This is a genomic window from Clostridium sp. AF36-4 (assembly GCF_003435975.1).
GTDB lineage: Bacteria > Bacillota > Clostridia > Lachnospirales > Lachnospiraceae > Eubacterium_F.
Genome location: NZ_QTVH01000015.1, coordinates 47,250 through 68,700, shown reverse-complemented (window position 1 = coordinate 68,700; position 21,451 = coordinate 47,250). Strand labels below are relative to the sequence as shown.

General features: G+C 42.1%; 14 protein-coding genes and 1 pseudogene. 13 read left to right on the top strand and 2 right to left on the bottom strand.

The features are described 5' to 3' along the window. Window positions 1–4: 4 nt before the first annotated feature. The 12 genes from yajC to DW005_RS09110 all read left to right on the top strand — a co-directional run bounded on the left by yajC (window position 5) and on the right by DW005_RS09110 (window position 17,348). The gene (gene yajC / locus DW005_RS09165; protein ID WP_117479055.1) at window positions 5–280 is read left to right on the top strand and encodes a preprotein translocase subunit YajC; all 276 of its coding nucleotides are present in this window, start codon (window positions 5–7) and stop codon (window positions 278–280) included. 168 nt (window positions 281–448) lie between these two features. Next, window positions 449–1,609, top strand: coding sequence for a galactokinase (locus tag DW005_RS09160; protein WP_117479054.1), 1,161 nt, complete (start codon window positions 449–451; stop codon window positions 1,607–1,609). A 115-nt stretch (window positions 1,610–1,724) separates the two neighbouring features. Beyond that, window positions 1,725–2,729 carry a UDP-glucose 4-epimerase GalE gene (gene galE / locus DW005_RS09155; RefSeq protein WP_022377469.1) on the top strand — a complete coding sequence of 335 codons (1,005 nt, stop codon included), beginning with the start codon at window positions 1,725–1,727 and terminating at the stop codon, window positions 2,727–2,729. 23 nt (window positions 2,730–2,752) lie between these two features. Further along, window positions 2,753–4,345, top strand: a complete 1,593-nt coding sequence (locus tag DW005_RS09150) for an FGGY-family carbohydrate kinase (RefSeq protein ID WP_117479053.1) — start codon at window positions 2,753–2,755, stop codon at window positions 4,343–4,345. A 33-nt stretch (window positions 4,346–4,378) separates the two neighbouring features. Then, window positions 4,379–6,013: a response regulator gene (locus tag DW005_RS09145; RefSeq protein WP_117479052.1), complete on the top strand. Its 1,635-nt coding sequence runs from the start codon at window positions 4,379–4,381 to the stop codon at window positions 6,011–6,013. Then, window positions 6,010–7,473, top strand: coding sequence for a sensor histidine kinase (locus DW005_RS14205; protein ID WP_242989404.1), 1,464 nt, complete (start codon window positions 6,010–6,012; stop codon window positions 7,471–7,473). The genes DW005_RS09145 and DW005_RS14205 overlap by 4 nt, the downstream gene beginning before the upstream one ends. Before the next feature lie 156 nt (window positions 7,474–7,629). Beyond that, window positions 7,630–8,697, top strand: a complete 1,068-nt coding sequence (locus tag DW005_RS09135) for an ABC transporter substrate-binding protein (RefSeq protein ID WP_022377473.1) — start codon at window positions 7,630–7,632, stop codon at window positions 8,695–8,697. A 119-nt stretch (window positions 8,698–8,816) separates the two neighbouring features. After that, window positions 8,817–10,340 (top strand): sugar ABC transporter ATP-binding protein, encoded by a 1,524-nt coding sequence (locus tag DW005_RS09130; RefSeq protein ID WP_117479051.1) that lies wholly within the window; start codon window positions 8,817–8,819, stop codon window positions 10,338–10,340. Further along, window positions 10,337–11,395 (top strand): ABC transporter permease, encoded by a 1,059-nt coding sequence (locus tag DW005_RS09125; RefSeq protein WP_347461592.1) that lies wholly within the window; start codon window positions 10,337–10,339, stop codon window positions 11,393–11,395. Before DW005_RS09130 ends, DW005_RS09125 begins: the two co-directional genes overlap by 4 nt. Window positions 11,396–11,406: 11 nt before the next feature. Further along, window positions 11,407–12,489, top strand: coding sequence for a sugar ABC transporter permease YjfF (locus DW005_RS09120; protein WP_117479065.1), 1,083 nt, complete (start codon window positions 11,407–11,409; stop codon window positions 12,487–12,489). 190 nt (window positions 12,490–12,679) lie between these two features. Next, the gene (locus DW005_RS09115) at window positions 12,680–16,177 is read left to right on the top strand and encodes an endo-1,4-beta-xylanase (protein ID WP_117479049.1); all 3,498 of its coding nucleotides are present in this window, start codon (window positions 12,680–12,682) and stop codon (window positions 16,175–16,177) included. 202 nt (window positions 16,178–16,379) lie between these two features. After that, window positions 16,380–17,348 (top strand): DHH family phosphoesterase, encoded by a 969-nt coding sequence (locus DW005_RS09110; RefSeq protein ID WP_117479048.1) that lies wholly within the window; start codon window positions 16,380–16,382, stop codon window positions 17,346–17,348. Here DW005_RS09110 and DW005_RS09105 read toward each other — a convergent pair. Then, a pseudogene (locus DW005_RS09105) lies at window positions 17,326–19,881 on the bottom strand (calcium-translocating P-type ATPase, PMCA-type); the annotation flags it as partial. The gene DW005_RS09110 and the pseudogene DW005_RS09105 sit on opposite strands and share 23 nt — an antisense overlap. Before the next feature lie 69 nt (window positions 19,882–19,950). Between DW005_RS09105 and DW005_RS09100 the strand changes: the two are divergent. Next, complete coding sequence (locus DW005_RS09100) at window positions 19,951–20,490, top strand: manganese efflux pump (protein ID WP_022377480.1); 540 nt, start codon at window positions 19,951–19,953, stop codon at window positions 20,488–20,490. Here the strand turns inward: DW005_RS09100 and DW005_RS09095 are convergent. Beyond that, the gene (locus DW005_RS09095) at window positions 20,447–21,061 is read right to left on the bottom strand and encodes a DedA family protein (protein ID WP_117479045.1); all 615 of its coding nucleotides are present in this window, start codon (window positions 21,059–21,061) and stop codon (window positions 20,447–20,449) included. The genes DW005_RS09100 and DW005_RS09095 overlap by 44 nt on opposite strands. Window positions 21,062–21,451 lie beyond the last annotated feature (390 nt).

Below are 21,451 nucleotides of genomic sequence, written 5' to 3'. Positions count from 1 at the left end.
ACTCATGCAGGGAATTGGAATTATTTTGCTTTATGTGGTAATTATTGGCGCATTCTATTTGATTGCGATTCGTCCGCAGAAAAAGAAAGAAAAAGAGCATCAGGCATTGGTAAATGCAGTTGCAGTTGGTGACAGTATTCTTACAACCAGCGGTTTTTACGGTGTTGTCATTGATATGACAGACGAAGTGGTTATCGTTGAGTTTGGAAGCAACAAAAACTGTCGTATTCCGATGCAGAAGTCTGCGATTGTAGAAGTTGATAAAGCAGAAGAAGCCTAATTGGAACAAAAAAAGAGCCATGCATTTGAAAGGAATTCAGATGTGTGGTTTTTTTGTTTGCGGATTTCGTAACTATAAAAAAATCCACCATTACCTTATAATAATCCATTGACCGTTTATAGGGAGAGTTTGTTATAATGGAGTTAATGAAAACGAGGGAGAGAAATGATGAAGGAAAAATTACTGGAGAAATTTCAGGACATTTATGGTGATACCAATGGTACAAAAGTATATTTTGCACCGGGACGAGTGAATCTGATTGGTGAGCACATTGATTACAGTGGGGGACTGGTGCTGCCGTGTGCACTGACACTTGGAACTTATGGAGTTGCGAGAAGACGTGCGGACAAGAAAATAAAAGTTTATTCCATGAACATGGGAGACGAGATTCAGGAGATTGCGATTGGGGATTATCAAGTAGTGAATGAATCCGATTGGACGAACTATATTAAAGGTGTTTTGTGGGCATTTGAAAAGAAAGAAATGGTACTGCCATTTGGCATGGATTTACTGTTGTTTGGCGACTTACCAAGTGGGGCAGGACTTTCTTCCTCGGCATCTTTGGAAGTGCTGATTGGATTTATTGTGCGGGACTTGTATGGCTTTGATGTGACCAATGTGGATCTTGCATTAATGGGGCAGCAGGCAGAGCATGAATTTTGTGGCGTAAATTGTGGCATTATGGATCAGTTTGCTGTAGCGATGGGGAAAAAGGACCATGCAATTTTATTAAACACGAAAACTTTGGGTTATGAGTATATTCCTATTACACTGTCCGGAGTAAAATTAATTATTGCGAACAGCAATAAAAAGCATAAACTTGGTGAGTCAAAGTATAATGAAAGACGAGAAGAATGTGAAACTGCTCTGGAAGAAATTTCACAGGCAATTGGAATTCATGCCCTTTGCGATTTGGATGAAAAAACATGGAATCTGTATCAGGTGACGGTTAAGGATGACGATAGAAAACGACGTGTGAAACATGCGGTCACGGAAAATGCCAGAACAAAGCAGGCGGCTGCGGCGTTAAAAAACGGTGAACTGAAAACATTCGGCGAGTTAATGAAAGCCTCCCATCAGTCGTTGTCTGAAGATTACGAAGTCACAGGAGATGAAATGGATGCGCTGACAGAGGCAGCCTGGCAGCAGGACGGGGTTCTTGGCTCCCGCATGACCGGGGGCGGTTTTGGCGGCTCAACAATTAGTCTTGTAAAAGAAAATTTCGTGGATGAATTTATTCAGGAAACCGGAAGAATCTATACAGAAAAAACAGGGCTTAGCGCAGACTTCTATGTAGTTGAAATTGGTGATGGACCTGTGGTACAATAACAAAGGAAAACGAACGATTTCGAGCCACTATGATAAAGGAAACAAAGCGTCGTGCTTGCACATAAGAAGTGAGGCTCGAACCTAATTTTAGTCAAATGAAATGGAGGAAACAATTTTGAAAATTTTAGTAACAGGCGGAACCGGCTACATTGGTTCCCATACGTGTGTGGAACTTCTAAACAAGGGATATGAAGTAGTTGTTTTTGATAATTTGTATAACTCAAAAATTGATGTGGTAGATAAAATTGAAAAAATCACAGGAAAGAAAATTACGTTCTATAAAGCAGATATGTTAGACAAGGAGAGTATGCGTCCGATTTTTGAGGAGCATAAACTGGATGCTGTGATTCATTTTGCAGGTTTAAAAGCGGTTGGAGAGTCAGTGGCAAAACCGTTGATGTATTATCAGAATAATATCACCGGTACATTAAATCTTTGTGAATTAATGAAGGAATATGGCTGCAAGCGCATTATTTTCAGCTCTTCCGCAACAGTCTATGGTGATCCGGCGCAGATTCCGATTACGGAGGAGTGCCCGAAAGGAACCTGTACAAATCCGTATGGATGGACGAAGTCGATGTTAGAGCAGATTTTATCTGATTTTTATACATCGGACAATGAGTGGAGCGTTGTTCTTTTACGTTACTTTAATCCGATTGGAGCGCATGAGAGCGGTTTGCTTGGGGAAAGTCCGAATGGAATTCCGAATAATCTGATGCCGTACATTATGCAGGTGGCAGTTGGCAAACTTCCGGAACTTGGTGTGTTTGGTGATGATTATGATACACCGGATGGAACAGGTGTCCGCGATTACATTCATGTAGTTGATTTGGCAAAAGGACATGTGAATGCGATTCAGAAGGCTGTATCTGCAGAAGGTGTTAATATTTATAATTTAGGAACGGGAAATGGTTACAGTGTTTTGGATATTGTAAAGGCATTTGAGGCAGCAAATGGAGTGAAAATTCCATATACGATTAAGCCACGTCGTGCCGGCGATATTGCCACTTGCTACGCAGACCCGAAAAAGGCAAAAGAAGAACTTGGCTGGGAAGCACAGTACGATTTGAAACGGATGTGTGAAGATTCCTGGCGTTATGCACAGATGTGCGAGAAATAAACAAAGAAATGGAGGATATTAGAATGGATACAAAAAAGCAGATTGAAGAGGGAAAAGCGGTACTTGGTATTGAATTTGGTTCAACCAGAATCAAGGCGGTTTTGATTGATGGAAAACATCATCCGATTGCATCCGGAAGCCATGAATGGGAAAATCAGTTAGTGGATGGTGTCTGGACTTACAGCATCGATGCTATTTGGAAGGGATTGCAGGACTGCTATCAGGATATGAAAAAAGATGTGCAGGAAAAATACGGTGTGAAAGTAACCAAATTGGCTGCGATTGGATTTAGTGCCATGATGCACGGATATATGGCATTTGATAAGGATGACAAAATTCTTGTTCCATTCCGCACCTGGCGCAATGCGATTACCGAAGAAGCGTCGGAAAAATTGACAGATTTATTCCGGTATAATATTCCGCAGAGATGGAGTGTTGCCCATTTGTATCAGGCAATTTTAAATGGAGAAGAACACGTAAAAGATATTTGCTTCCAGACAACATTAGCCGGTTATATTCACTGGATGCTGACCGGCAAAAAAGTGCTTGGTGTAGGGGATGCATCCGGTATGTTCCCGATTGATATTGAAACAGGAAAATACGATGCAAAAATGGTTTCTCAGTTTGATGAAGCGATTGCAGACAAAGGATATCCATGGAAATTAATGGACATTTTCCCGGAAGTATTGTCCGCCGGAGAGGATGCAGGAACACTTACACAAGAAGGCGCAAAACTTCTTGATACAGACGGTGATTTGGAGGCAGGAGTTCCGCTTTGTCCGCCGGAGGGAGATGCAGGAACCGGTATGGTGGCAACGAATTCTGTTGCACGGCGCACAGGAAATGTGTCTGCCGGTACATCGGTATTTTCTATGGTAGTTCTTGAAAAAGAATTGAGTAAAGTTTACAAAGAACTGGATTTGGTTACAACACCGTCCGGTGATTTGGTTGCGATGGTGCACTGCAATAACTGTACATCTGATTTGAATGCGTGGGTAAATATTTTCCGCGAATTTGCAGAGAGTTTTGGTCTGGATGTCGATATGAACCGGTTGTATGGCACATTGTACAAAAAAGCGATGGAAGGCGATGCAAACGGTGGAAATCTGTTGGCGTACAATTATATTTCCGGTGAAAATATTACGGAAATGGAAGAAGGACGTCCATTGTTTGTCCGCACCCCAAACAGTAAATTTAATTTAGCTAACTTTATGCGTGTGAATCTGTATTCGGCACTTGCTTCTTTGAAAATTGGTATGGACCTTCTTTTGAAAGAAGAAAAAGTAGCAGTAGATAAGCTTTTAGGCCACGGCGGTTTATTTAAAACCAAAGGTGTCGGTCAGCAGATTTTGGCAGACGCTGTAGATACACCAATTTCTGTTATGGAAACGGCCGGTGAAGGTGGTGCCTGGGGCATTGCTGTGTTAGCTGCTTATTTAATTCATAACGATGGAAAAAATCTTGGTGACTATTTGAATAAAGAGGTGTTTGCCGGTCAGGAAGGCAGTGAATTAAATCCGAATCCGGAAGGAGTCAAAGGATTTGATGAATTTATCCGGATTTACAAAGAAGGACTTCCGATTGAGCGGACAGCCGTTGATTCAATGAAATTATAAAATGGAGAACGAGTAGGGAGAAGGCGTTTTTTTATGATCAGTGTATTTCTTGTCGAAGATGAATTTATTGTCAGAGAGGGAATCAAGAATATGAATTGGGAGGCCTATGGTCTCTCGTTTGTTGGAGAGGCCAGTGATGGAGAACTGGCCTTTCCTCTTATAAAAAAGAAGCATCCGGATATTGTAATTACAGATATATGCATGCCTTTTATGGACGGATTGGAGTTAAGCCGTTTGGTAAAAAAAGAACTGCCACAGACAAAGATTTTGATTTTAAGTGGTCATGAAGAATTTGAATATGCAAAGGATGCCATTCAAATTGGTGTGGAAGAATATTTGTTAAAACCGATTAACAGTGATGAATTACTACAGGTTGTCAGACGTGCAGCAGACAAAATTACAGAAGAAAGACAAGCGGGCAGGCGTGACAGAGAGGACGAGGCCGGAGAGAAAGAACGCAGAGAGCATGCTAAGAGCCTCTTTTTTTCCAATCTGATTGAGGGAAGACTTTCTATGGCAGAGCTTCTGGAAAAAGCACGCAGTATTGGAATTGAGTTGGCTGCGTCCTATTATCAGATAATGCTTGTGAAAATCGGACGAAGTACTTTTGATTCTTATTCGGCAGCAGTCAATGAAATGAATGACAAATTGCAAAATTATATATCTTCCAAATCGGAACATATGGTGTGTTTTGACAGAGAACCGGAGGGCGAAATTATTCTCTTTATGGAAGAATCAAAAGAGAAGATGGAAGAAGATGCGAAGGATTTGGCAGATTTTTTAGAAAATATGTTATCAGAAAAACCGGAAATTGGCTATTTTGGAAGTGTAGGCAGTCCGGTGAGCCGTATTCGGGAAATTTCACAAGCGTATGAGACGGCAGCACATGCCTTTGCTTATCGTTTTCTGGTGGAAGGGAATCAGATTCTGCGATTTGAGCAGATTGATAGAAAGCCGGTTTTGATGGAAAGAGCCGATGGCGAGTATCATGTTGGAAAGATTAATTTTGGCGGACTTGATAAGACTCGGATTGAAGCTTTTTTGCGTGGAGGTGATTCGGAGGAAGTTCCGATTTTTGTAGAGGAATATCTTGAAAATGCAGGGGATGCCTGTCAGAATTCATTGATTTTCCGCCAGTATATTGTGATGGATATGTATGTTGCGGCGAGCCATTTTTTGGAGCAGCTTGGAGATTCAGAGGAGTTTTCCAGAAAGGAGCCGTTTGAAAGCCCGGTGCAGATGGAACAGGTTTTACAGCAGTTAGATACAACTATTTCTTATGTGATTTCTTTGTTCCGTGAGGTGATGGAGATACGAGACCGCCACACGAAAGAGCATAACAGCGATATTGTCGAGCTTGCGAAAAAATATATCGACAAAAATTACAGTGATGAGGATTTGTCACTGAATACCGTTGCGGCAGAGGTGAATGTCAGTCCAAATCATCTGAGTGCGATTTTCAGCCAGAAGACAGGACATACTTTTATCCGTTATTTGACGGATGTACGTATGAATAAAGCCAAAGAACTTTTGAAATGCACAACGATGCGGAGCAGTGAAATAAGTGAAAAAGTTGGTTATAAAGATCCACACTATTTTTCACATTTATTTAAGAAAAATCAGGGATGTACCCCAACACAGTACCGAGAGGGAGGGGCAAAAGGATGAAAAAATTATTTTTTCGTATTTTTAGGAAGAAAATAGATGAGTATCGTGATTTTTCGATTCAGAAAAAAATTTCAGTGGCATTTGTACTTCTTTTAGTGCCGCTGATTTTGTTTGTCCTGATTTGGTTTGTATGTGCGTTGGATGCAACCAACCGTTATGATAAAGTTGTAAGGAATACGGCCATTATCAGTGAATTCAATTTGGATTTTAAAAAGAATTATGATTATAAAATATATTTGATTACGACCGGAAACCGTACTTATACGGATCAAAATCCGGAACAAGATATCCGTTATGCAAAGGATATTATCAGACGTGTAAAGGCAACGACGGAAAATAGCGAAAACAAGGAATGTATTGTCCAGATTGAACGTTATTTTCAAGTGCTTGAAAAATATACCAAAACGATTCAGGAAAATATGCAAAAAGAAGGGAAATATGATGAAAATCGGGATTTGTGGGAAAATGGCGTACAATTAGTTACCGCAAATATTCAAAATAAGATGCTGCAGCTGCTTTATAATGAAAACAGACAAAGTGCACTTATTTATTCGGATATGCAGCACATCACCCGAAATATGATTATTATAAGTTTGTTCCTTGCTGCTTTTCTTGTTGTGGTTACCACGATGATGATTACAATTATTCCGAGAAGTATTTCTAAACCGGTTCGCTATCTGAGTAGTATTACGAAAGAGGTTGCCGATGGAAATCTTGAGGTGCGGGCACATATGGAACATGGTGTGGATGTAAAATTGTTAGCGGATTCATTAAATGTAATGATTGAAAAAATAAAGACGCTGATTGATAATGTGATGCTGGAACAGATGAGACTTCGAGAAGCTGAATTGGAAATCTTACAGATGCAGATTAATCCTCATTTCTTATACAATACGCTGGATACAATTGTTTGGCTGGCCGAAGCAGGTCAAAAAGAACAGGTTGTTAGTATGGTACAGACGTTGTCTGATTTTTTCCGTGCTTCCTTAAATAGTGGAAAAGACATTGTGTCTTTAGAAGGGGAATGTCGTCATATTACAAGTTATTTGCAGATTCAGCAAGTAAGATATCAGGATATTTTAACGTATGATGTGGATATACCGGAGGAGATTGCTAACTGCAAAATACCAAAAATAACGTTACAGCCACTTGTGGAAAATGCACTTTATCATGGAATTAAGAATAAGAGAGGAAAGGGAAGGATAGTAGTTACCGGACGAAGGGAAAAAGACAAATGTGTTATCCGGGTGGAAGATAATGGAATTGGTATGACAAAAGAACGGTTGAATCAGGTTCGTGGCGGCTTGACGACGAAAATTGAAGATAGCAATGATTTTTATGGTTTGTATAATGTGAATGAAAGAATCCGGTTGAAGTTTGGAGAAGAATATGGACTTTCCATCGACAGCGTATTGCAGGAAGGAACATGTGTTGAGGTGTGGCTGCCATGGGAATCGTAAAAAAATCACCCTTGCCGTAATTTTTTCAATCATTTATGAAAAAAAGAATAGAAAAATCAAAAATAACCAAAAGAATATCCATTGGACTTTTGGTTATTTTTTATTATGATGGAGATACAAAAACGAGAACTCATACAGAAAAGGAGGAATTGAGTTATGAGAAAAAATTTCATGAAAAAGGTAGTAGCAGGAATGCTTACTGCAGTAATGGCGTTTTCCCTTACTGCATGTGGAGGTGGTGATGCTTCCACAAATGACACAGCGAAAGAAGAAGGATCTTCCGATGTAATTACGGTTGGATTTTCACAGGTAGGTGCAGAATCTGACTGGCGTACAGCAAACTCAGAATCAATGAAATCAACATTTACCAAAGACAATGGTTATGAATTGATTTTTGACGATGCACAGCAGAAACAGGAGAATCAGATTTCAGCTATCCGTAACTTTATCCAGCAGGATGTTGATTACATCGTACTTGCACCGGTTACTGAGACCGGATGGGATGCCGTTCTTGGTGAGGCAAAACAGGCAGGAATCCCGGTTATCATTGTTGACCGTATGGTAGATGTAAAAGATGACAGTTTGTATACTGCATGGGTAGGTTCTAACTTCGAACTGGAAGGTAAAAAGGCAGCAGCTTACTTGGATGCTTACATGAAAGCAAAGAACATGAAAGATATGAAACTGGTTAATATTCAGGGTACAATCGGTGCATCGGCACAGATTGGCCGTACCAAAGGTTTGGATGATGCTGTAGCTGCAAATGGATGGAACCTTCTTGACAAAACAACCGGTGAATTTACACAGGCAAAAGGTCAGGAAGTTATGCAGTCCTTCTTGAAGAAGTACAAAAAAGACATCAATGTTGTATACTGTGAGAACGATAACGAAGCATTTGGTGCAATTGATGCAATCAAAGCAGCAGGTTATGAAGTTGGTGCAGACAAAGACATGATGGTATTCTCCTTCGATAGTACAAAAGAAGGTTTGAAGAAAGTTCAGTCTGGTGAAATCACTTTGAATACAGAGTGTAACCCACTTCATGGACCACGTGTAGAAGCAATCATCAAACAGCTTGAGAACAAAGAAACACCAGAGAAGAAAGCTTACGTAGATGAAGAAATGTTTGCTCATGATGATACTGTAAAATCGGTAACTGTTGACGGAAAAGAGTATCCGGTAACGGTTGTGACAGATGAGGTAATGGGCGCTCGTAAGTATTAATTCAAACACAATGTAAAAAAATGAAACAAAATCAGTAACAAATTGAGTGAGAGAGGAGGAATGATTTCTTCCTCTCTCAATTAGAAAATATCCTGTTATGCAGGTAGATGGAGGGAAAGATGAGCGAGAATATTGTATTAAAGATGAGTAATATCAGCAAAACTTTTCCCGGAGTGAAGGCATTATCCAATGTAGATTTTACATTACGGGAAGGAGAAATCCATGCCCTGATGGGGGAAAATGGTGCAGGTAAATCCACCTTGATTAAAGTGTTAACCGGTGTTCATGATTTTCAGACGGGTGAGATTTACATGGTAAAAAAAGCGGGAGACAAACCGGAATTAATAGTGAATCATTCACCGCAGGAAGCACAACAAAATGGTATCAGTACCGTATACCAGGAAGTAAATTTATGTCCGAATCTTACGGTTGCAGAAAACTTGTTTATCGGCAGAGAGCCAAGAAGATTTGGTATGATAGACTGGCGCACGATGAATCGCAAGTCGACAGAGGTTTTAAAGAATCTCGATATCCATGTGGCACCAACTCAGAGTTTGGACGAGTGTTCCTTGGCAATTCAGCAAATGATAGCAATTGCCCGAGCTGTGGATATGAAATGCCGAGTTTTAATTTTGGATGAGCCGACATCCTCTTTGGATGATGACGAGGTTCAGAAATTATTTGTCCTGATGCGAAAATTGAGAGCAGAAGGTGTAGGAATTATTTTTGTAACACACTTTTTGGAACAGGTATATGAAGTGTGTGACCGAATCACTGTACTGAGAAATGGTGAATTGGTTGGTGAGTATGAAGTGGAATCACTTCCACGTGTAAAATTAGTATCTAAAATGATGGGAAAAGATTTTGATGACTTAGCAGATATCAAGGGTGAATATAAGCATGAAAAACATTTAGAACCGTTGATTGAGGCCAAAGGGTTAGGTCATGCAGGTACAATTCGACCGTTTGATTTGACAATCAACAAAGGAGAAGTAATCGGACTTACAGGACTTCTTGGATCCGGACGTTCAGAGATGGTTCGTGCCATTTACGGTGCTGACAAAGCCGATTCCGGCGTGCTGAAAGTCAAAGGAAAAGATACTAAAATCTCATCCCCATTGGATGCGATGAAAGCCGGCATGGCATATTTGCCGGAAGATAGAAAAAAGGAAGGAATCATTGCCGATTTGTCTGTTCGCGAAAATATTATATTGGCACTTCAGGCAAAACGTGGAATGTTTAAGTTATTATCCCGCAAACAGATGGAAGAATTTGCGGATAAATACATTGACTTGCTGCAGATTAAAACAGCAAGCCGTGAAACTCCGATTAAGAGCTTATCCGGCGGAAACCAGCAGAAGGTGATTATTGCCAGATGGCTGCTTACGAATCCGGATTACCTGATTTTGGATGAACCGACACGAGGAATTGATATCGGAACAAAGACAGAAATTCAGAAATTAGTACTTCAACTGGCGGATGAGGGAAAAGCAGTCACCTTTATATCCTCCGAGATTGAGGAGATGCTTCGAACCTGCAGCCGTATGGCAGTTCTTCGTGACGGAAAAAAAGTTGGCGAAATTGAAGAAGAGGATTTGTCACAAGAATCCATTATGAAAGCAATTGCGGGAGGTGATGAATAATGGCTGAGAAAATTAAAAAAATAACAGGAATGCGATTATTTATGCCGATTGTGTGTTTGTTTATCGTATTGCTTGTAAATGTGATTCGAACACCGGATTTCTTTAATATAACGTTAAAGGACGGACAATTAAGTGGATGGCTGATTGATGTGATTAACCGAGGTTCTGAACTTGTTATACTTGCCATTGGTATGACATTAGTAACAGCTGCTTCCGGTGGTCAGGATATCAGTGTTGGTGCTGTTATGGCGGTTGCCGCTGCTGTTTGCTGTCAGATTTTGTCCGGCGGTGAAGTAAGTACAAATACACTGGCTGCTCCGATTATCATTGCTGCGATTGCCGGAATTTTAGTTGCTGCTTTGTGCGGCGCGTTTAATGGTTTTTTGGTTGCGAAACTAAATATCCAGCCAATGGTTGCTACATTGATTTTGTTTACTGCAGGGCGCGGTATTGCCCAGTTGGTTACACAAGGACAGATTACATATGTCCGTGTGGAATCTTACAAGGCAATGGGTGGATTTCTCGGACCAATTCCGACACCGGTCATCTTTGCAGTCGCAGCCGTTGTTGTTGCCTATTTGGTATTAAATAAGACAGCACTTGGTATGTATATTGAAAGTGTAGGAATTAACAGTCATGCATCCCGCTTGATTGGATTAAATTCTACAAGAATTAAATTCCTCACCTATGTAATTTGCGGAGCCCTGGCAGGGCTTGCAGGAATTGTTGCTTCGAGCCGAATTTATTCCGCAGATGCTAACAACATTGGTCTGAATCTTGAGATGGATGCCATCTTAGCAGTAGCGTTAGGTGGAAACATCTTAAGTGGTGGTAAATTTAGTTTGATGGGGTCAGTAATTGGCGCTTATACGATTCAGGCGTTGACAACAACGCTGTATGCTATGAGTGTACCGTCTGACCAGCTCCCGGTTTATAAAGCAATCGTTGTTATCATTATCGTAGTTCTTCAGAGCCCGGTTTACAAAAAGGCAATGCAGAATTACAAAGCGAAGAGACAGTCGAAAAAGGCAGTAGTACAGGGAGGTGAACAGTAATGGGTGAATTTTTGAAGGCAAAGACAAAAAGATTTAACAGCAATACATTTCTTTTCATTATTACAATTGTGTTGTTTATTGCAATGTATGTAGCAGGAATGATTGTATTTGCAGACAAAGGTTTTGCAAAACCGCAGATGTTTACCAACTTGTTTATTAACAATGCCGGATTGATTGTAATTGGTTGTGGTATGACAATCGTTATGATTACCGGAGGAATTGATATCTCGGTTGGTTCGGTAACCGCATTGGTTTGTATGGCGAGTGCTTATGCTATGGAAAATAAGGGGATGAGTCCTTATGCAGCTCTTGCGATTTCACTTGGTATTGGATTACTGTTTGGCTTGCTTCAAGGCTATTTAGTTTCCTACCTGGAAATTCAGCCGTTTATCGTTACTCTGGCGGGTTTGTTTCTAGGAAGAGGACTTACGGCTATGATAAGTACAGATATGATTTCCATTAAAAACGGTTTGTTTCAGAAATGGGCAACATATCAGATTGAACTGCCGATTGGAACATATAATAAACATGGGGTATTCCGGCCGGCATATATATATCCATCGGTTGTGATTGCACTAATTGTGGTTGTTTTGATTGCTATTATGCTTCGTTATACAAAATTCGGACGCAAATTATTTGCTATCGGCGGCAGCCAGCAGAGTGCATTGATGATGGGCTTAAATGTAAAAAGAACGAAGTTTGAAGCTTATATTTTAGATGGTCTTTTGGCCGGCTTGGGTGGATTCTTATTCTGCTTGAACAGTTGTGCCGGATTTGTAGAACAGGCAAAAGGTTTGGAAATGGATGCTATTTCGGCAGCAGTAATCGGCGGAACACTTCTTTCGGGAGGTGTCGGAACGGTTGTTGGTACAACATTTGGTGTACTGATTAAAGGAACCATTACCAGTCTGATTACAACACAGGGTACATTGTCAAGCTGGTGGGTACGAATTGTACTTTCCGCACTGCTTTGCTTCTTTATTGTATTACAGGCACTCTTTGCAAAAGCAAAAATCAAAGGGAAAAAAGTAGAGAAAAAGGATGTTAAAAAGCCAGGTGGAGCACCACCGGATGAGGTGGCTGCAGAGCCGTAAATTAAATAGGAGATTGTCACAACTAATTGTTTCTCTTTTGGGGACCGGTTCTTGCCAGACCGGTCCCTGTTTGCATTAAAGAAATGCTTATGAGAGGATAAGATTTTAGTTATTGCAATATAGATTCCCAAATGTTAAAATGAGAGAATATCAGTAGTATTAATTCAAGGATAGAATTGGAGGTTTGTGTATGCAAAAGAATGGTAAAAAGCTGTTAGCATGGATGTTAGCAGCAAGCATGGTATTTTCTTTTTCTATGCCAACTCAGGCAGCAAAGAAAAAGCCTGCTTTATCAAAGAAAAAAGCGGTAATAACTGTGGGGAAAACCTTAACGCTTAAGGTTAAAAATATAAGCAAGAAGACAAAAGTAACATGGAAGAGCAAAAACAAGAAAATTGCGACAGTTTCCAAGAAAGGAAAAGTGAAAGCGAAAAAGGCGGGGACAGCGAAGATTACAGCAAGTTTCCGTTATCAGGGCAAGAAGTATGTGAAAACCTGCAAGGTTACGGTGAGAAAGAAAAAGACAGTAGTTGTGACTAATGCACCGACAAAAGTACCAACCAAAGCACCGACGCAGAAACCGGCAGTGACACCGACTGCAACCCCAACGCAGAAACCGGGCACACCGACTGCAACCCCAACGCAGAAACCGGCAGTGACACCGACTGCAACCCCAACGCAGAAACCGGGCACACCGACTGCAACCCCGACGCAGAAACCGGGCACACCGACTGCAACCCCAACGCAGAAACCGGGCACATCGACTGCAACCCCGACGCAGAAGCCAGGGACACCAACTGTAACACCGACGACAGAGCCGGCGGAGCCTACTGCGACTGCAACAAATGAGCCGGCAGGACCTACGGTTACACCGACGGCAGACCCGGATGAGCCAACTGCAACACCAACAGCAGAACCGACGAAGGTTCCGGGCACCCCGATTCCGGTAGAGGATCCGACAAAAGCATTGCTTTTGGATTTTGAAGACGGTACCAATCAATATGTGACCGGACGTCAGGGCGAAGAAGATCTGACTGTTGTAGAGGGCGGTTATAATGACAACTATTGTTTGAAAGTTTCCAACCGTGTGAAAAACTGGGCAGGACCGATGATTGATATCACTCACAATGTGACTGATTTTACAACGTATAAGATTGAGGCGTATGTAAAGCAGACAACGGGTGGCAACAAGACGATAAACTGCATGTGGGAGTCGATGGACTATGCGGGAGCGATGGCTTATACAATCGTGCAGAATGTAGTTGTGCCGAATGGTACATGGACAAAAGTGGACGCAACGGTTGTGGCACCGGGTGATGTAAGTAAATTGTCACTTTATTTTGAAATGGCAAATTATTCAAATGATTTTTATGTAGACAATATTTCTATTACGGAGAAGCATTTGGATATGGATGCAGTTCTTGCTGCACCAAGTCTGAAAGAGGCATATGCAAACCGCTTCCCGATGGGATGTGCAGTTTACAGCTATAATTTGCAGAATCCGGAGATTTTATCATTTATTAAACATCATTACAGTACGGTTACATTTGCAGATGAGCTGAAACCGGAGAATCTTTTGAACGAAGAGGCAACAAAAGCATCGGAAGATGGCATGCCGGTTATTAATACAGATGTGATTGATAAATGTTTATCGCTTGCTCAGGAAAATGATTTAAATGTGCGTTTCCATACGCTTGTCTGGTATTCGCAGACACCGGATTGGTATTTCTGTAAGAATTACACACCGGAGTATGATGGTACGGGAACAGCTAAGAAAAACATTACAAATCTTGTTGACAAAGAGACGATGCTTGCTCGAATTGAAAGTTATGTTAAGCAGGTTATTACCTATGCAGAGACTAATTATCCGGGCGTTGTATATGCTTACGATGTAGTAAATGAGGTAATTGACAGCAATGGCTGTAAATTACGGACAGTAAGTTCAAGTTTGTATGGTGCTATTTTTACAGACGACGACAATACTTATATTACAAAGTCTTTTGAATATGCGAGAGAAGCTGAAAAAGCAGCAAATTCATCGGCAAAATTGTTCTACAATGATTTTGTCGGACTGGCATCGCCGGGACAGATGAAGGCAGTTGTGAAATATCTTGCAGATGCAAAAGATGCCGGAAATATTGATGGTCTTGGCATGCAGGCACATCAGACTAATCTTGGTGTGGCAGATGGTGATAATATTAAAAATGCACTGAAATTATTCCAGCAAAATGGCTATGAGGTGCAGATTACTGAGCTTGATTTTGCAAGTAAGGATAATTCAGAGGCGGGTAATGAGACACTGGCAGCAGCATACCAGAAGTTCATGAATATTATATTACAGCGAATGGATGATACGTCTGCTCCGGTAAATGTAAGTAATGTTACATTCTGGAATCTGACAGATTTGGATACTTGGCTGAATAGTTTTTACAGTAATGGAAGTACCTATTATCCATCACTGTTTGATGAAAATTATCTGCCGAAAAAAGCGTTTACGGCATTGATTAATCTGGCAAATGGAGTTGTAGAGCCGACCGCAACGCCGACTGTGGCACCAACTGCGACTCCGACGGCGACTCCGACGGCAACTCCGACGGCAACTCCAACGGCAACTCCAACCGTTGATCCGGATGCTACGCCAACACCTACGCCGGTTACCACACCGACTCCGGAGCCGACGGCTGAACCGGAACCGGCAGAGACAAAAGAATTGGATTTGGCGCAAGGAAGTATTGTAATCAGTGCAACCGGATATACAATTGGTAGTGCAGAAGAAACTGCATTTACCGGAAATTACACGATTTCCAGTACAGCACAATCGGCAACAGCATATTATATTTTAGTAACGGGCGGTACTCATACGATTACGTTAGATAATCTTGTTTGTACATCGAGTGAGTCAAGTCCAATTAAATTAAGTGGTGATGCTAAGGTAAATCTTATCTTAGCTGGAACATCCGCATTGACCGGTTCCGGCTATCATGCAGGAATCGAGGTTCCGTCCGGTTGTGAACTGACGATATCCGGTGATGGCCAATTGACGGCATTAGGCGGTAACGAATCGGCAGGAATTGGTGCTGCATCAGATGGTAAGACATCTAGCACATTAGGACGTATTATTATCAGGAGCGGTACGATTATAGCCTGCAATACAGGAAGAAATGCTGCAGGAATCGGTGAATCAAGGTACGCTAAAGGTGGCGGAGAAATTTACATCTACGGTGGTAATATTTATGCCACATCTTCCGGTAACGGAGCCGGAGTTGGTGGCGGTGGTACTGCAGATGCCTCAGCTGAAACGATGAAGATTGGAATCTATGGCGGTATCATTTCCGCAGGTGGCAGTACCTATGCAATTGGAGATGGAAAGAGCCAGAGTATTTGTAAAGTGACAGTAACCGGTGGTGCCTGCTATAGTACGAACAGTGGAAAGACGATGTTTGGCTCAACATGGGAAACCCAAGATACTTATGTTGGTACAGAGATTGACACAACAAAACTTTCCGGTATTCAGTCAGTGACGATTGATGGGGTAGACCAGGGAATCAGCAGTTTTTACATCAATGCACAGTCTGGTACTACGAACTATAAGTGGAAACTGAATCTGTATGTGAAGAAAGGTGTATCTCATACGATTGTAGTAACGGATACAAACGGTGAGGCACATGAGTATATGGTTGACGCTTAATCTATAATTAAAAAAGGAGTTCATTCGTTTGAGACAAGATAATGCTTTGCTTTATAGTCTCTTACGAATGAACTTTTTTTGGGGCTCTATTGACAGATGATGTTTCCTAAAAATATAGATAATAAAAATCTTGAATCTTCCCCCTTTTTTTGCTATTCTAAAAACAGTTTAATCCACAAAGGAGAGGGAGGCGAGGCGTTTTATGTTTCTCAAACAATTTGCAGAATTCAATTCGATTTGTATACAGTGCCATGACAGTCCGGATGCGGATGCGATGGGGGCTGCGTTTGGTTTGTATGCGTATTTTATGAATCTGGGTAAAAAGGTAAATTTGATTTATGCAGGGGAACATCAAATTACAAAGCCATCGCTGAAATTGATGGTGGAGCACCTTGGTATTCCGATTCGATATGTGAATGAAATGCCGGAACATGATATTTTGATTACCGTGGACTGCCAGTATGAGGGTGGTAATATTACATCCATGCCGGTGAAAAAAGTGGCGATGGTTGATCATCATCCGATTTGTGTAGAAACGGATGAATGGTGTTTTATTTTCCCGGAATTCGGAAGTTGTTGTACCGTGGTCTGGGAACTGCTTTTGGAGGCGGGGTATCCGGTAAATGAGAACTGGCAGGTGGCAACGGCGTTGTATTATGGTTTGTATAGTGATACCAGCAGTTTGTCTGAAATTTATTATCCGGCAGACAGACAGATGCGTGATTCTCTGCAGATTAACAGAGAGTGTCTCGATGAAATGATTCATGCGAATTTACAGCGTCAGGATTTGGAAATAGCAGGAGAAGCGTTGTCTCACTATTACTATGATGAGGAAAAGCGTTTTGCGCTGCTGCATACAAAACCATGTGATCCAAATCTGCTTGGCGTTATTAGTGATATGGTAAATTGTGTGGCGACTGTTGACTGCTGTGTGGTATATAATGAAACGCCGATTGGATATAAAATGTCAGTACGAAGTGCGAAAAAAAATTTGCCGGCGAGTGATTTAGCGGAAAAAGTCAGCTGTGGAATTGGTGCTGGCGGCGGACACGCGAATAAAGCGGGCGGCATGTTGATGAAACACATGCTCGCCACACAGTATCCGGGGGAAGATGTAAAAGAAATTCTCATTCAGCGAATCCGTGAGTTTATCCGTGAAGCCGCTTGCTGATTTCCATGAGGGGAATCGGCATCAGAGATAAAATACCTACGACAACCCATTCGCGCAGATTAAGTGACTGCGTATGGAAAATAGGCTGGAGAACGGGCATACAGATGACCAGACATTGCAGGACAATGCAGAACAATACACTAAATAAAAGTTTTTTGTTCCCAAGAATCCCCGTCTCTAACAGCGAGTGCTCGCTTCTCATATTAAACGAGTGAACTAACTGCGATAAAGAAAGTACGGCAAAGCACATGGTGGAATTGCCACTTGTATAGGCAAAAAGTGCTAAGGAGCCGATGAACATACCTTCTAAAACCATCTGAAAGACGGTATCAAAGTGAAAGATACTTTCATTTTTCGATAATGGCGGACGGTTCATGCTGTCCGGATCCGGTGGCTCGACACCGAGGCATAGTGCCGGAAAAGAATCCGTCACGAGATTAATAAACAACAGTTGTACCGGTAAAAGTGGTGCAGACAGCCCGAAAAAGATAGCAACAAAAATCGTCATGATTTCCCCGATGTTACAAGACAAGAGGAAATGTATGGCTTTTTTTATGTTATCGTAAATACCGCGCCCTTCCCGGACGGCACTTACAATAGTGGAAAAATTATCGTCCATCAGAATGATGTCAGATGCATTTTTGGCAACATCGGTTCCGGTGCGTCCCATGGCACAGCCGATATCCGCTGCTTTTAGGGCAGGGGCATCATTGACACCGTCACCAGTCATGGCAACGACATTTCCCATCGCCTGATACCCTTTTACGAGACGGACTTTATGCGCTGGGGATACACGGGCAAAAACATGATATTTTTTGAGTGCCGTCGGAAGTGAACGGTCGCTGATGGTATCTAAGTCGGCTCCCGTAATGACCTCGTCTTTTGTCTGGCAGATGCCAAGTTCCTTACCAATCGCCGCGGCGGTATTTTTATGGTCGCCGGTAATCATAATTGGGCGGATTCCGGCGTGCTGGCAGTTTTTAACAGCGGCGTAAGCTTCCGGGCGGGGCGGGTCAATCAGACCTGCCATCCCAAGAAAAACCAAATGGGATTCTAAGGAATTGTTGTCCGGGCGGCTTTTGTGCAGACAAAAACCGAGAGCAATGACACGAAGTGCATTGGCGGTGTAATTTTCAATTTGCTCATTTAACCTGTGCCGCATCGTATGTGTCAGTGGACGTGTGCTGCCATCTTTATCGAGATACGAGTGACAGTTGGCAAGGATAAATTCCGGAGCACCCTTAGTTATTGCTAAATATCCATTGGGTGTCCGGTGCAGTGTTGTCATCCGCTTGCGGATTGAGTCAAATGGGATTTCTTCAATAACTGGAAATTCTTTTCGTAAATCCGTATAAATAAGTCCGCTTGATGCACCGTAATGAATCAGTGCGTGTTCGAGTGGACCGGATTGGTTGTTGCAGAGCAGAAAATAACGAAGCAAGGTTTTTTCGTTTTCGGTACTGTATACATTTCGAACCGTCATGCGATTCTGGGTAAGCGTGCCGGTCTTATCCGAGCAGATAACGGAGGCACTGCCGAGTGTTTCCACGGCAGGAAGATGGCGGATAACGGCACATTGTTTTGCCATGCGCTCAACGCCAAGACTCAGCATAATGGTAACGAGGGCTGGCAGACTTTCCGGAATGGCTGCGACGCCAAGACTGACGGAAGTCATAAACATATCAAAAACTGGCTGATTTTTCTGCAATCCCAGGAAAAAAAGAATCGCACAGATAATCAGCGCCAGGATGCCAAGCACTTTTCCTGTGTGATTGAGGCGTTTGGTAAGAGGTGTCTGCGGTGCCTGTTCATGGGAAAGCATACCGGCAATTTTTCCAATTTGCGTATTCATACCGGTTTCCGTAACGCAGAACAGTCCATTTCCGGTCGTAATCATTGTACCTGAAAATACCATATTGAGCTGGTCACCAAGCGAGAGATTTTCCATATGCAGTGAGTCAGAAGTTTTTTCGATGCTTCCTGTTTCGCCGGTAAGGGCAGATTCATTTGCAGACAGATTGTGCGTAAGAAGAAGCCTGCCGTCGGCGGGAACAAGACAGCCGGTGTCAAGATAGACTAAATCCCCCGGCACAAGTTCCGGAGAAGATATGGTCTGGCGTTTTCCATCCCTTAGTACCTGACATTGTGGTGTTTGCAGAGAACGAAGGTGAGCCAGCGAATGTTCTGCCTTTTTCTCCTGATAAATGCCAAGCAGAGCATTTAGGATAACGATTGCCAGAATGATTAAAGGGTCGGTCAGATTCATTTCTCCCTGTGCATAAGAAGCAAAAAAAGAAATGCCGGCAGCTGCCAGTAAAGTAAGAATCATAAAATCTTTAAACTGCGCGGCAAACTGACGGAAAAATCCGGGACCTTTTTCGCTTTGCAATTCATTTTTTCCATAATGTCTCTGGCGTTTGATAACTTCTTTTTGGGATAAGCCCCGGTCTTTGAAACGGTTGAGTTTATCCATTACTTCCTGTGATTCCATTTGATACCAGTTCATACTTACCTCCAAAATATTTGACTGTTTTTGTCGAAAGGACTCTCCTCTTTTCCCTTATTTGCATAAAATAGAATAAGGAAGTGGCAGGAGGAGCTTGTGTTTGTTGTTTGCTTATTGGCGTTGTCGGTGAGCCTTGACACGCTGGGGATTGGTATGGCATATGCAATGTCGGGCATTTGCATACCCAAACGAATCCGATTATTTATTGCGTTATTAAATGGCGTGCTGACAGCGGTTGCACTTTTTGCGGGTTCGACATGCCTTGCGGGGCTGCCGGAACCTTGTTTTCGCCTTATTGGCGGTGGGATTTTGATTTTGCTTGGCGCAAAAACGTGCATCCGTGTGTTGCAAAACAAAGGGGAAGTACAGTATGACAAAGATAATTCCCGAAGCATTGATATAAAAGAAGGCAGTGCGTTGGGAAGTGCCCTTGCGCTTGATTCGGTGAGTGCAGCACTTAGTCTGGTCGGTCAGGGAACCATAATCTGGTTATTTCCTGTATGTACCGCTTTTTTATGTGGAGCCTTTTTGTGGATTGGCGGGCAGAGGATATACCACGTGCGCCGTCTCAATGGAATCAGTGGCATACTTCTTATTCTTCTTGGTTTGTTTCGCGTGCTGCCCGTTTTTTTCTAATAGCATTGAGGGCGAAAATTACTAATAGGACAATACCTGTATAAAAAATAACATGCTTGTATTTATCAAAATAATGAAAGAACAAATCTTTGTATTGATAACAATAATAACCAAGACCGGTTAATACCGTGTTCCATGTAACAATGCCGATGGCAGAATACAAAAGATAACGGCTGATATTCTGCCCCATGGCACCCGCGACAAAGCCGATATAGGTGCGGCACAGAGGAATCACACGGCTGACTAGAACGGCACTTTTTTCGTGATTGCCAAAGACACGGTAGGAGGTTAGGATTGGTTTCTCCATAGAAGAAAAACGTTTCATAATGCGTTCCAACAGTGGAGAACCGCCAAACCTGCCAATGCCATACGGAATCAGTGCCCCAATCAGTCCTGCTCCCGTTGCCAAAAGGACAAGATATGGAAAAAACAACCCCTGCCCGGCAGCCATAACCCCCGCTAATGGCAGAATAATCTCACTCGAAACAGGAAAACAGGCATATTCCAACATAATCAGCACAAACATAGCCCAAATGCCATAGTTCTGTAAAAACGACTCAATCCAATCCATTCATCATGACCTCAGTATGATTGTTACAGTGTATGAGGTGATAGTCGGAATTATTCTCTAGACCTCGCGGATAAATGAACCAAAGCATTGAGGGGGAGATATTTGAATGACGAGCTTGTGGCAAATGTTTGCTGCCAGTTCCTTTGGATTCCAGTAATTCCGTAGAAAAACTTTGTGACTCGTGGGTACAAACACGTGGGTATGAGGCTTGCGTATTTTGCATGCCCATACCCTTACGCGTTTGTTAAACGAGAGTGCCCACGAGACGCAAAGCTTTTCTACGGAATTACGGAACCTAAAAAACTGCCGCAAACTCTCCTATCACAGTCCTTGACAAAGGATTTTAGTGTTGGTATTATAAAATAGTATGCTTGCGTACATTTTGACACA